The 12,291-nt window shown below is 69.2% G+C and carries 11 protein-coding genes; 9 read left to right on the plus strand and 2 right to left on the minus strand.

The window, feature by feature from the left end:
• The first annotated feature begins 83 nt into the window (after positions 1-83).
• The 3 genes from E3O50_RS17770 to E3O50_RS17780 all read left to right on the plus strand — a co-directional run bounded on the left by E3O50_RS17770 (position 84) and on the right by E3O50_RS17780 (position 3,443).
• The gene (locus tag E3O50_RS17770; protein ID WP_134558654.1) at positions 84-602 is read left to right on the plus strand and encodes a PLDc N-terminal domain-containing protein; all 519 of its coding nucleotides are present in this window, start codon (positions 84-86) and stop codon (positions 600-602) included.
• Entirely contained in the window at positions 595-2,490 is a 1,896-nt protein-coding gene (locus E3O50_RS17775) for a thiamine pyrophosphate-binding protein (protein ID WP_134558655.1), read from the plus strand. Before E3O50_RS17770 ends, E3O50_RS17775 begins: the two co-directional genes overlap by 8 nt.
• 77 nt (positions 2,491-2,567) lie before the next feature.
• Positions 2,568-3,443, plus strand: a complete 876-nt coding sequence (locus tag E3O50_RS17780) for a polyphosphate kinase 2 family protein (protein ID WP_134448791.1) — start codon at positions 2,568-2,570, stop codon at positions 3,441-3,443.
• A gap of 138 nt (positions 3,444-3,581) precedes the next feature.
• Here the strand turns inward: E3O50_RS17780 and E3O50_RS17785 are convergent, their stop codons facing one another.
• The gene (locus tag E3O50_RS17785; RefSeq protein WP_241975297.1) at positions 3,582-4,814 is read right to left on the minus strand and encodes an isochorismate synthase; all 1,233 of its coding nucleotides are present in this window, start codon (positions 4,812-4,814) and stop codon (positions 3,582-3,584) included.
• Positions 4,815-4,921: 107 nt separating this feature from the next.
• On the opposite strand from E3O50_RS17785, the gene ubiE reads away from it, so the two are divergent.
• The 3 genes from ubiE to E3O50_RS17800 are packed head-to-tail and all read left to right on the plus strand — an operon-like array spanning position 4,922 to position 8,219.
• On the plus strand, positions 4,922-5,647 hold the full coding sequence (ubiE, locus tag E3O50_RS17790) for a bifunctional demethylmenaquinone methyltransferase/2-methoxy-6-polyprenyl-1,4-benzoquinol methylase UbiE (RefSeq protein WP_166787350.1): 726 nt from the start codon (positions 4,922-4,924) through the stop codon (positions 5,645-5,647).
• Between the two features lie 30 nt (positions 5,648-5,677).
• Entirely contained in the window at positions 5,678-6,748 is a 1,071-nt protein-coding gene (locus E3O50_RS17795; protein WP_134558656.1) for a polyprenyl synthetase family protein, read from the plus strand.
• Positions 6,749-6,758: 10 nt separating this feature from the next.
• Positions 6,759-8,219 carry an FAD-dependent oxidoreductase gene (locus E3O50_RS17800; RefSeq protein WP_134558657.1) on the plus strand — a complete coding sequence of 487 codons (1,461 nt, stop codon included), beginning with the start codon at positions 6,759-6,761 and terminating at the stop codon, positions 8,217-8,219.
• 123 nt (positions 8,220-8,342) lie between these two features.
• Here the strand turns inward: E3O50_RS17800 and E3O50_RS17805 are convergent, their stop codons facing one another.
• Complete coding sequence (locus tag E3O50_RS17805; protein ID WP_134448794.1) at positions 8,343-8,831, minus strand: YajQ family cyclic di-GMP-binding protein; 489 nt, start codon at positions 8,829-8,831, stop codon at positions 8,343-8,345.
• A gap of 171 nt (positions 8,832-9,002) precedes the next feature.
• Here E3O50_RS17805 and E3O50_RS17810 point away from each other — a divergent pair, with 171 nt between their 5' ends.
• Genes E3O50_RS17810 through E3O50_RS17820 form a run of 3 tightly spaced genes read left to right on the plus strand, consistent with a single transcriptional unit; the run spans position 9,003 to position 12,233 of the window.
• Positions 9,003-10,217 (plus strand): biotin/lipoyl-binding protein, encoded by a 1,215-nt coding sequence (locus E3O50_RS17810; RefSeq protein ID WP_134558658.1) that lies wholly within the window; start codon positions 9,003-9,005, stop codon positions 10,215-10,217.
• Complete coding sequence (locus tag E3O50_RS17815) at positions 10,210-11,004, plus strand: ABC transporter ATP-binding protein (protein WP_347233261.1); 795 nt, start codon at positions 10,210-10,212, stop codon at positions 11,002-11,004. The genes E3O50_RS17810 and E3O50_RS17815 overlap by 8 nt, the downstream gene beginning before the upstream one ends.
• Positions 11,001-12,233: an ABC transporter permease gene (locus tag E3O50_RS17820; protein WP_134448796.1), complete on the plus strand. Its 1,233-nt coding sequence runs from the start codon at positions 11,001-11,003 to the stop codon at positions 12,231-12,233. The genes E3O50_RS17815 and E3O50_RS17820 overlap by 4 nt, the downstream gene beginning before the upstream one ends.
• Positions 12,234-12,291: the final 58 nt, after the last annotated feature.

The following is a 12,291-nucleotide window of genomic DNA, read 5'->3' on the forward strand; positions in this document are numbered from 1 at the left end:
GCATAGATTGTGGTTCCGATCGTTAGTTTTGCCGACCTCTGCGTACTCACCGATCTCTCGGGTGTTCGCCGTAGAATGAGCGGATGGTAAAGGTGTGGCTTGTCGTAGGAATTGCGGTCATTCTCGTGACCGTCTATGCGCTCGTCGAGTGTGTCACCTTCGATCGCGGCCGGATCCGCGGTTTGCCGCGCTGGGTCTGGGTTTTCGTGATCGTTCTGGTCCCCGTCGTCGGCGCCCTGCTGTGGCTGTTCATCGGCCGCGGCAGCAACCAGAGTTCGGCGCCCGGTCGCGGCGCATCGCGGCAGCTGGCCCCCGATGACGATCCCGACTTCCTGAAGAGCCTCGGCCGGGACCGGCTCCAGGAGGAGCGGATCCGCCAGATGGAGCAGGAGCTCGCCGACCTCGACAAGCCGGATCCGTCCGATAAGCCCGAGCGACCGGGCAAGAGTCAGAATTCCGGTTCCGGCAAGGGACAGGCGGCCGGGAATGCCGGTCCGTCGACCGGCCCGTCCACGGGCCCGGCGAAGGGTCCTGCCGCAGCGGAGCCGAAGAAGACGACCGACCCAGGCGAGGGCGAACTGCCTGGCCGCCGGGATGCCTGACCCGATCCTGACCGACACCGCGGCCGTGGGTGAAGGCCTGCCCTTCACCAGTCCGGCGGCCACCGGCAGCCCCGCGACCGATTTCAGCGTCGCCCTCCTCGGCGCGTTCGTGAGCCTCGGCATCCGCGACATCGTCGTGAGCCCCGGTTCCCGCTCGCAGGCGCTCGCCCTGGTCGCCGCGGAACTCGAACGCCTCGGCCTGGTCCGCCTGCACGTGCGCATCGACGAACGCGGCGCCGGTTTCCTCGCGCTCGGCCTCGCGGTCGAGACCGGCGTGCCCGCCCTCGTGATCTGCACGTCCGGCACCGCCGTCGCCAACCTGCACCCCGCGGTGCTCGAGGCCCATCACTCCGGGGTGCCCCTCATCGTGCTGACGGCCGATCGCCCCGTCGAACTCCGCGGCATCCGCTCGAACCAGACGACCGTGCAGACCGGGCTCTTCGGCGTCGCGACCCGGCTCTGCCTCGACGTACCGGCCCCCGGTGCTGCTGCGATTGCTGCTGCCGGTGCCCCGGCCGGCCATGCCGGCGATGCCACCGAGTCCCGTGCCGACGGTGCGGGCCGTTCTTCCGACGCTGTCCGCGCTGCCGAACTCGCCGCCCGGTCGATGGATGCCGCCACCGGAGGCCGCTCGCTCGACCCCGGTCCCGTGCAGCTCAACCTCGCCTTCCGGGAGCCCCTCTCCGCCCCCGTGACCCTTGAGCGCTCCGCCGACCCGGCCGCGACGACGACTGAGCCGCCGCTGAGCCACGGCCAGACCGACGGCTCACCCGCTTTCGCGGTGAGCGGTGACGTGGTGACGGGTGACCAGGCCGCACTCGTCGTCGACGGGGGGCTGCGCACCGTCGTGGTCGCCGGCACAGGCGCGGGGAGTGCTGCAGAGGAGTTCGCCCGGGCCGGAGGCTGGCCACTGCTCGCGGAGGTGTCGAGCAACGCCCGCTTCGGGCCGAATCTCGTGGCCGCATACCGTGAGCTGCTGCAGGCCGAGGACTTCGGCGGCAGGGTCGAGCGCGTGATCGTGTTCGGACATCCGTCGCTGAGCCGGGAAGTCCCGGCCCTCATCCAGCGGGACGACGTCGAGACGATCGTCGTGGCCCCGACCGGCGCCGAGTGGTACAACCCTGGGCACCGGGTGCGCACGTTCGCCCGCACGGCGCGTGTCGGCGCATCCGCTTCGTCCGAGGCGGAAACCCGCGACGGCCGGGCCTGGCTCGGCAGCTGGGTGATGTCGAGCCGGCGCGTTCTCGACGCGGCGACCGAAGACGCGGATGTCCCCTTCGGCGCCCACGGGATGACGCGCGCCGAATTCGCAGCCCTCCGCGCTCCCGTCACCCGGAGCATGCTCGTCGACGCCGTCTGGCGGGCCTCCTGGCCGCACGACCGGCTGGTGCTCGGCGCGTCCCGGTTGATCCGCGAGGCGGACCGGCGGGTGCCGGGCAAGAAGATCTCCGTGCACTCGAACCGGGGCCTCGCGGGCATCGACGGCACGATCGCGACCGCGACGGGTATCGCGCTCGCGAGCCAGGCGTTCCAGCACGGCAGCGAACCGCGCTCGACCGGCACGACCCGGCTGCTCCTCGGCGACCTCGCCCTGTTGCACGACGCGGGATCGATGCTCCTGGTCCCGGGCGAGGCGCGGGCGCGGCTGCAGGTCATCGTCGGCAACGACGGTGGCGGAACCATTTTCGACGGGCTCGAGGTCGCGGCATCCGCCCCCGACGACTTGATCAGCAGGGTGCTCTACACACCGCAGGGCGTCGACCTCTCCGCGCTCGCCGCAGCATACGGCTGGGAATACGACCGGGCGGCGACCCGCAGCGAGCTCGAGCGGGCGCTCACCGCGCCGCCGCTCGGACCGAGCCTGCTCGAGGTGCCGCTTACGCGCTAGGTTTTCTCCATAGCCTTACGCGGGCCCGGCTGCACAGTCTCAGTCTTCCTGCGGTTTTCGACGAAGGGTGCATCATCATGAGCGGACTCAACCAAAAGTTTTGGGATTCAGACCCGATCGAGACGCTCCGCGTCGGCCCCGGATTCCGGCTCGCCTCCGTCGACCCCGACGCGACGCCCGGCTTCGACGGGGTCGTGAAGAAGAACGCCGACAAGGCGCTCGCCTCGGGCGTGGGTCTGCTCGATTCGCTTCAGGAGAAGCTCTACGCCAATAGCCGGGCTTCCGCAGACGACGGCGGTGGCCGCAAGGTGCTCCTCGTGCTGCAGGCCATGGACACCGCAGGGAAGGGCGGCATCGTGCGGCACGTCGTCGGGTCCGTCGACCCGCAGGGTGTGCGCCTCACCGCGTTCAAGGCACCGACAGCGGAAGAACGCGCGCACGACTTCCTCTGGCGGGTGCGGAGCCGCGTGCCTGGGCCCGGCCTGATCGGGGTCTTCGACCGCTCGCACTACGAGGATGTGCTGATCGCCCGCGTCCACGAGCTCGCCCCCGCCGAAGAGATCGAGGCCAGGTACGGGCAGATCCGCCAGTTCGAGCAGGATCTCGTCGACGACGGAACCACGATCGTCAAGGTCATGCTGCAGATCAGCTCGGCAGACCAGAAAGAGCGGCTGCTCGAGCGCCTCGAACGCCCGGACAAGCACTGGAAGTACAACCCTGGCGACGTCGACGAGCGGATGCGCTGGGCCGACTACCAGACGGCATACCAGCTCGCCCTCGAACGCACCTCGACCCCCGACGCGCCGTGGTTCGTCGTTCCCGCGGGCAAGAAGTGGTACGCGCGCCTCGCCGTGCAGCACCTGCTGATCGATGCCCTCGAGCGTCTGGACCTCGACTGGCCGCCCGCCGCCTTCGACGTCGACGCCGAAAAGGCGCGCCTCGCAGCCACCTGACCCGCCCCATCCGCCCACTCCTCCCGTTCATCCCGCGAGAGCACGAAATCGGCCCTTATGGAGCCGTCTTTAGGGCCATAAGTGTGCTCTCGCGGTTCACGGCGCTGAGCGCAGAGCGCAGCGGAGGAGGAGGGGGAGTTAGCCGAAGGCCTCGACGATGGGGCGGAACTTCATCCGGGTCTCGGCGAGCTCGCGGTCGGGCTCTGAACCGAGCACGATGCCGCAGCCGGCGTATGCCGTGACGTCGCCGCCGGGAGTGACCTGGGCGCAGCGCAGCGCGATCGCCCATTCGCCGTCGCCGTCGGCTCCGACCCAGCCGACCGGCCCGGCATACCGGCCGCGGTCGAAGGGCTCGAGTTCGCGGATGAGCGCAAGCGCTGCCTGCGTCGGCGTTCCCGCGACCGCGGCCGTCGGGTGCATGGCGGCGATGAGGTCGAGGGAGGTCGATCCGTCGGAGAGGGTTCCCTCGACATCCGTCGCGAGGTGCCAGAGGTTCGGGAGCTTGACCGTGAACGGCAGCTCGCTCGTGAGCAGGTGCGAGGTATGCGGGCGCAGCGAGGCGAGCACGCTCTGCACCGCGAAGGCGTGTTCGTCGCCGTCCTTCGCGCTCGTCGCGAGCGCGGCGGCGGCCTCGAGGTCCGCCGCGGCGTCGGCGCCGCGCGAGACGGTCCCGGCGAGCACCCGGGCGTTGACCTCGCCGTGGTCGGCGCGGATCAGGGTTTCGGGGCTCGACCCGACGAGTCCGTCGACGGCGTAGGTCCAGCAGTCCGGGTAGCCGAGGGCGAGTTCGCTGATCGTGCGGCGGAGGTCCGACTTCGCCGGAAGGTGGCCGCGGAGGTCGCGGGCGAGCACGACCTTGTTCACCTCGCCGGCCGAGAGACGCACGACCGCCTCATCGACGGCTGCCTTGTATGCCTCGGGCCGCAGCGTGCCCGAGAGCAGCGAGATCCGGTACTCCGTGCCCAGCGGATGCAGCGCCACCGGAATTTCCGGAGGGGTGCCTCCGGTCGGCCAGATCCGGGTGACCCAGCAGAGACCGTCCTCACGTCCGACGATGACCTCCGGAACGAGCAGCACGCTCGTCTCGGCGGATTCGTCGTCGAAGGCGAACGTTCCGAACGCCAGCAGGCCGGTGCCCGTTCGCGCGAGGGGATCGGTCACCGTCGCAGCGGCGACGACGTCCCGCCACGCACTCGCGGCATCCGTCATGCGGGTCGGGCCCGAGAATTCGAGCCGCAGCGCTGAGCCGAGGCCGGCGAGGCCCTGGTTGCGGCGCATCCAGAGCAGCGGCTTCTGGGCGTCGAGGAGAAGGACCAGTTGTCGAATGTCGGCAATGGGAGTGGTTTCAACCGTTAGGGCCTGCACATTCACTTGCCCAGCCTATGCCAGCCGCCACGACGACCGGCCTCCCGGACTCCAGACTGCCCCTATCACCGGCTTCGCAGGATCACCGGGGAACGGCAACCTAGACTGTTGGAGTGAACAGAGCAGACCTCAGTAAGCAGCCGGAGCAGGTCGCTGCCATGTTCGATCAGGTGTCGACGCATTACGACCGCACGAACGCGGTGCTCTCGGTCGGAAACGCCGCCCTGTGGCGGCTCCAGGCGACCCGCGCCGTCAACCCCCAGGCCGGCGAGCGCATCCTCGACATCGCCGCGGGCACCGGCACCTCGAGCGTCGCGCTGACCCACACCGGCGCCCACGTCGTCGCCGCCGATTTCTCCGCCGGCATGATCGCGGTCGGCCGCGAACGCCAAGCGGGCAACCCGCTCGTCGAGTTCGTCCAGGCCGACGCCACGGCGCTTCCCTTCGCCGACAACGAATTCGACGCCGTCACGATCTCCTTCGGCCTCCGCAACGTCGTGGAACCGCGCAAGGCGCTCGCCGAGTTCTTCCGCGTCACCAAGCCCGGCGGCAGGGTCGTCATCTGCGAGTTCTCCACCCCGCCGAACCCGGTCATCCGCAGCGCCTATTTCGCCTACCTCAACCAGGTGATGCCCCGGGTCGTCAAGCTCGCCTCCTCGAACGCCGAGGCGTACGACTATCTCGGCGAATCGATCGCCGCCTGGCCGACCCAGCCCGTGCTGAGCGGATGGCTCCGCGAAGCCGGGTACGAGTCCGTCGCCTACAAGAACCTCACCCTCGGAATCGTGGCGCTGCACCGCGGCGTCAAGGCCGCCCCCGCGGCAGTCCCCGCCGACTGAAACTCCCCACCCAATGGATAGGCTGTCAGAGTGAAACCGAGTCTTCCCCTGTTCCGGCGCGGCTCCTCCGTGACGAGCCAGATCGGCCTCAGCGATCGAATCTTCTCGACAGCGGATGACCGGGGCCTTGCCGCCGGAATCGACGCCGGTCTCGAGCGGGTCGAGGCGAGCCTCTTCGCCGAGATCGTCTTCGCAGACGAGATCGCAAGCGTCACCACCCGGTACCTCCTCGAAGCCGGCGGCAAGCGGGTTCGCCCGATGCTTGCCCTCCTCACCGCCCACCTCGGCAGCGGTGGGATCACCGACGTCGTGACCGCGTCGACGGCGATCGAGATCACCCACCTCGCCTCGCTCTACCACGACGACGTCATGGACGACTCCGGCCAGCGCCGCGGCGTCCCGAGCGCCCAGACGGTCTGGGGAAACTCGGTCGCGATCCTCACCGGCGACCTGCTGTTCGCCAGGGCGAGCCAGCTGATGGCCAAGCTCGGCGAGCGGGCCATCCGCCTGCAGGCCGACACCTTCGAACGCCTCGTCATGGGGCAGCTGCACGAGACCGTCGGCCCGCACGCGGGCGACGACCCGATCGAGCACTACATCTCGGTACTCGCGGACAAGACCGGTTCGCTCATCGCGGCAGCGGCCCAGGCCGGCATCATCTTCTCGGATGCGCCCGACGAATTCGAACAGCCCCTCGTGAGCTTCGGCGAGAAGATCGGCGTCGCGTTCCAGCTCATCGACGACGTGCTCGACCTGTCCCCGCAGCCCGAGGCGACCGGGAAGGTGCCAGGCACCGACCTGCGTGCCGGGGTCGCCACCCTGCCCCTGCTCAGGCTCCGCGAGCGCGCCGCCGACGAGCCGGCATCCGCGGCCCTGCTCGAGCGGCTCGAGCGGGACGTCATGAGCAGCCAGGGCACCCGCTCAGAGGCGGCCGACTCCGCGATTGCCGCGCTGCGCGACCACGAGGTGACCGCGCAGACCCTCTCAGAGGCCCACGGCTGGGCACACGACGCCGTTGCTTCCCTCGCTCCCCTGCCCGACGGGTCCGTCAAGAAGGCGCTGACCCGATTCGCCGACACGATCGTCGAGCGTTCAAGTTAGAAAGGTCGTCATGACCGAGAAGCGCCCCACCGACCAGCAACCCGCGAAGCTGCGCCTGGCGATCGTCGGGGCAGGGCCGGCCGGCATCTACGCCGCGGATATCCTGCTCAAGGCGGAACGCAACTTCGAGGTCTCGATCGACCTGTTCGACCACCTCCCCGCGCCGTACGGGCTCGTACGCTACGGGGTCGCGCCGGACCACCCCCGCATCAAGGGCATCATCACCGCCCTGCGCGACGTGCTCGACCGCGGCGACATCCGCATCTTCGGAAACGTGCGCTTCGGGGTCGACATCACGCTCGACGACCTCAGGAAGCACTACAACGCGGTCATCTTCGCGACCGGCGCCGTGCGCGACGCCGACCTCAGGATCCCCGGCATCGACCTCGTCGGCTCCTACGGCGCCGCCAAGTTCGTGAGCTGGTTCGACGGCCACCCCGACTACCCGCGCACCTGGCCGCTCGAAGCGAAGCAGGTCGCCGTGATCGGCAACGGAAACGTGGCCCTCGACGTGGCTCGGATCCTCGCGAAGCACGCGGACGACCTGCTGCCCACCGAGATCCCGGCGAACGTCTACGACGGGCTCAAGGCCTCACCCGTGACCGACGTGCACATCTTCGGGCGTCGCGGACCGACATCCGTGAAGTTCACGCCCCTCGAACTGCGTGAGCTCGGCGAACTGCCCGACGTCGACATCGTCGTCTACGACGAGGACTTCGACTATGACGACGCCGCGCGCGCCGCCGTTGCGAGCAACAAGCAGGTCTTCGTGATCGACAAGGTGCTCGGCAAATGGCGCGAACGCGCCCACAAGCTCGCCGAGGACCCGCAGGCGGGCGCGAGCCGCCGGCTGCACCTGCACTTCTTCGCCAAGCCCCTCGAACTGGTCGACGACGGCACCGGCCGGGTCGGCGGCATCCGCTACGAACGCACAGCGCCGGACGGCCAGGGCGGCGTCGTGGGCACGGGGGAGATCCGCGAGCTGCCGGTGCAGGCCGTGTACCGCGCGGTCGGGTACTTCGGCTCGCCGCTGCCCGGGGTGCCGTTCGACAAGAAGCACGGCGTGATCCCGAACCGCGAGGGGCAGGTGCTCTCCAAGGGCGACCCGTCGTCCGGTGCGGGCAGCGCCAACCAGCAGCTCTACGGCGTGTACGCGACCGGGTGGATCAAGCGCGGGCCTGTCGGCCTGATCGGGCACACCAAGTCCGACGCGATGGAGACCGTGCGGCACCTGATCAACGATCTCGGCAACTGGTGGCGGCCCGAATCCCCGTCGGAGGAGAGCGTCGTCGCGCTCCTCGAGGAACGCGGCGTCGAGTACACGAACCTCGACGGCTGGCACCGCCTCGACCAGCACGAGCAGGCGCTCGGCGCGGCCGAGGGCCGGGTGCGGATCAAGGTCGTGCCCCGCGACGAGATGGTCGCCATCTCCCGCGCCGTCGCGCCAGCAGCAGTGACCGCCTCGGCCTAGAACCCGAGCAGTTCGCTGCCCACCTCGCCGAACACGGCGAGGTGGGCGTCGACGTCCGCTGCGGTGGTGTCCGGGCTCATCAGCGCCATATCGTGGAACGGCGTCACAAGGATGCCCCGATGCCTACCGGAAGTTGACGAACTGCAGGGCGACGTCGAGGTCCTTGCCCTTGAGCAGCGCCATCGTGGCCTGCAGGTCGTCGCGGCTCTTCGAGCTCACGCGCAGCTCATCTCCCTGGATCTGGCTCTTGACGCCCTTGGGGCCCTCGTCGCGAATGATCTTGCCGATCTTCTTCGCGTTCTCCTGGTCGATGCCGGCCTTCATCGAGGCCTCGATCCGGAATTCCTTGCCGGAGGCGTACGGGTCGCCCGCGTCGAGGCTGCGCAGCGAGATGCCGCGCTTGATGAGCTTGGACTCGAAGACTTCGAGGATCGCCTTGACACGCTCCTCCGAGTTCGCCTTCATGAGCACCTTCTCGCCGCTCATCTCGATCGAGGCGCCGACGTTCTTGAAGTCGTAGCGCTGCGCGACTTCCTTGTGGGCCTGGTTGAGGGCGTTGTCGACCTCCATCGGGTCGACCTTGCTGACGATGTCGAACGTTGAGTCTGCCATGACAGCAATGTTATCGGCGGATGCTTCGCCCGGCATCCGCACACCGGCTCACGCACCGGGCATGCCGGGCTCATCGGGAACTGATAGCCGCTGGAGGCCGCGGCCATAGCCCTGCTGCGTACCGTTGCCGACGCGGCAGTCAGAAGCCGCGCACGAGCTATCGAGGAGACCATGAAACGGCCACAGTTTCTCACGCACATCCGCCCACGAACCTGGGTGGTTGCCGGCGTCATCGTGCTCGCCCTCGCGGGCGGCAGCATCTACTGGTTCGGATTCGCCGTTCCGGCGAACACCAAGTCCACGGTCGCCGCTCCCATCACCACCGCAGCGAGCCTGACGACCATGCAGAAGACCGTCGACAGCGACGGCACCGCGACCCCGACCGTGAACGACTCGGTCAGCTTCGCCGTGTCCGGTACCGTCACGGCCGTGCCGGTCGTCGCGGGGACCACCGTGACCGCTGGCCAGGTGCTCGCAACCGTCGACACGCTCAGCCTCGACGCCGCCGTTCTCGAAGCGCAGGCGACGCTCGCGACCGCGAAGGCGAAACTCACCACGAGCGTGAGCGACAGCGACGGAACCGCCGCTGCCGTCGCTCAGATCGCGGCCCAGACGGCATCCGTCGCCGTCGACGAGGCCGCCGTCGTGACCGCGCAGGCCGCAGTCGCCGGTGCGACCCTCACCGCCCCCGCCGCCGGCCTCGTCACCGCGGTCAACGTCGCCGTCGGCGACGTGATCTCCTCGGGCAGCTCGGGCAGTTCTGGGGCCGGGGGAGCCACGACCGCCTCGACCGCCTCGACCTCTACGAGCACGGCCGACTTCAGTATCGTCGGAACAGACTCGTGGTCGCTCTCCCTCGCCATCGGCGAGTCGGACATCGCGAACGTCGCGGTCAACGACCAGGTCGAACTCTCCCTCGACGACGGCACCGCGTTCTTCGGAACCGTGCAGTCCGTCGGCATCCTGCCGTCGACGACCTCCGGAGCGGTCACCTACCCCGTCGTCGTCGCCGTCACCGGCGACCCCGACGGCCTCTACGACGGCGTCGCCGTCACGGCCAAAATCGTCTACGAGCGTCGCACCAACGTGCTCACCGTCCCGAGCGCCGCGGTCACGACCGCGGAGGGCGTCTCCACGGTGAAGACCCTCGACGCCTCCGGCACCGCGGTTGCGACGACCGTCACCGTCGGCGAGACCGTCGGCAACGTCACCGAGATCCTCACCGGGATCGCAGAGGGCGACGAAGTCGTGGTCGTGACATTCACCCCTGGCTCCGGCAACAGCGGCTCGACAACCGACCGGCAGAGCGGCGGCAGCGGCGGATTCCCGTCCGGCGGCCCGCCCTCCGGTGGAATGACCCAGGGAAACGGGTCGAACGGTGGTTGAGCCGCTCGCGAACCCGTTCGCCCCCCTGCCCGCGCCCCAGGCGGCGGTACCGTCCGCAGCCCTGCCCGCCCACCCGTGGGTGCTCGAAGCGGATGCCGCAGGCCCCGTCATCGAGCTCATCGACGCCGGAAAGACCTACAGGTCCGGCACCATCGAATTCGAAGCACTGAAAGGGATCAACCTCGCCATCCACGAGGGCGAGTACGTCGCCATCATGGGGCCGTCCGGCTCCGGGAAATCCACCATCATGAACATCCTCGGCTGCCTCGACACCTTCACCCGCGGCCAGTACCGCCTCGGCGGCACCGACGTCGAGGAGCTCGACGAGATCGAACTCGCGAGCGTGCGCAACCAGCAGATCGGCTTCGTCTTCCAGGGCTTCAACCTGCTGTCCTCGCTCCCGGCCTGGCGCAACGTCGAACTTCCGCTCGTCTACGGGCACGTCCCGCGCGAGGAACGCAGGAAGCGCGCGAGCCGCGCCCTCGAACGCGTCGGCCTCGGCGACCGCCTCGACAACAAGCCTGGAGAGATGAGCGGCGGCCAGCAGCAGCGCGTCGCCGTCGCCAGGGCCCTCGTCGGGGAACCGACCATGATCCTCGCCGACGAACCGACCGGAAACCTCGACTCGGTGTCGACCCGCGACGTGCTCACCCTGTTCGACGAACTCAACGCCCTCGGCCGCACGATCGTCCTGATCACCCACGAACTCGAGGTCGCCCAGCGCGCCCGCCGCATCGTCTGGGTCAAGGACGGCGCCATCATCAGGGACGAGGTGAATGCGGCATGACCTGGATGGAGAGTTTCCGCACCAGCTGGAGCGCCGTCTACTCCCACGCCCTGCGTTCGATGCTCACGATCCTCGGGATCCTGATCGGCATCGCCGCGGTCATCCTGACCGTCGGCCTCGGCCTCGGCACCCAGCTCGACGTCAGCGCCCAGATCAGCTCCCTCGGCAGCAACCTGCTCATCGTCGCCCCCGGCAGCAGCACGAGCACAACGGGAACCCGCGGCGGCTTCGGCACGAGCGCGACACTCACGATCAAGGACGCCGAGGCCCTCAGCTCCACCGTGAACGCCCCCGACATCTCCGGGGTCGCCCCGGAGAGCACCACCTCGCTCTCGCTGACGGCCAATGACACCAACTGGACGACGACGGTCACGGGAACCACGACCGCGTGGACCTCGGTGCGGCAGCGCACCCTCGCCCGCGGCTCCTTCTTCACCCAGGCCCAGGCGGATGCCTCCGCAGCGGTCGTCGTGCTCGGCTCGGAGACCGCCGACGAACTCTTCGGCACCCAGAACGTGGTCGGCCAGTCCGTCGTGATCAGCGACAAGACCTTCCAGGTGGTCGGCGTGCTCGCCACGGCGGGCTCGGATTCCTCGAGCAACCTCGACGACGTGGCCATCGTGCCGTTCAGCACGGCGGCCACCGCCCTCGTCGGCGGCACCTCGAGCAATGCGGTGTCGACGATCTACCTGCAGGCCGCCTCGGACACGCAACTGTCCGCCGCGTACCAGGAGGCCGACGCGCTCCTGCTCAACCTGCACTCGATCTCCTCGACGGACGACGCCGACTTCACCATCAGCAGCCAGGACGCCCTGGTCAGCACCGCGACAGCGGTCTACCAGACCCTGACGATCCTCCTCACCGGCGTCGCCGGGCTGTCGCTCCTCGTCGGCGGCATCGGGGTGATGAACATCATGCTCGTCTCGGTTTCCGAGCGCACCAGGGAGATCGGCCTCCGCAAGGCGCTCGGCGCCCCACCGTGGGCGATCCGGCGCCAGTTCCTGATCGAGGCCGCCATCCTCGGGCTGTCCGGCGGAATCCTCGGTGCCGTGATCGGCGTCGTTGCCGCCCTGACCCTGCCCGCGGTGATCGGAAGCTCGATCGTGGTGTCCCCGCTCGCGGTCGGGCTGTCCATCGGCGTGGCGATCGCCATCGGCATCGTCTTCGGGGTCTACCCCGCCACCCGGGCGGCCAAGCTCGCGCCGATCGATGCGCTCAGGAGCGAGTAGCCATGCGCGTCAACCGAACCCACGCCCCTCACGACTCGCCCGGCAGGCAGAACCCGCC

It is taken from the genome of Cryobacterium sp. MDB1-18-1, assembly GCF_004402735.1.
GTDB lineage: Bacteria > Actinomycetota > Actinomycetes > Actinomycetales > Microbacteriaceae > Cryobacterium > Cryobacterium glucosi.

What these genes read in the sequence shown, in the direction of transcription:
- E3O50_RS17775 (WP_134558655.1), top strand. Translation starts at nt 595, where the DNA reads ATGCCTGACCCGATCCTGACCGACACCGCGGCCGTGGGTGAAGGCCTG.
- E3O50_RS17805 (WP_134448794.1), bottom strand. Translation starts at nt 8,831, where the DNA reads ATGGCAGACTCAACGTTCGACATCGTCAGCAAGGTCGACCCGATGGAG.
- E3O50_RS17770 (WP_134558654.1), top strand. Translation starts at nt 84, where the DNA reads ATGGTAAAGGTGTGGCTTGTCGTAGGAATTGCGGTCATTCTCGTGACC.
- E3O50_RS17780 (WP_134448791.1), top strand. Translation starts at nt 2,568, where the DNA reads ATGAGCGGACTCAACCAAAAGTTTTGGGATTCAGACCCGATCGAGACG.
- E3O50_RS17800 (WP_134558657.1), top strand. Translation starts at nt 6,759, where the DNA reads ATGACCGAGAAGCGCCCCACCGACCAGCAACCCGCGAAGCTGCGCCTG.
- E3O50_RS17810 (WP_134558658.1), top strand. Translation starts at nt 9,003, where the DNA reads ATGAAACGGCCACAGTTTCTCACGCACATCCGCCCACGAACCTGGGTG.
- E3O50_RS17820 (WP_134448796.1), top strand. Translation starts at nt 11,001, where the DNA reads ATGACCTGGATGGAGAGTTTCCGCACCAGCTGGAGCGCCGTCTACTCC.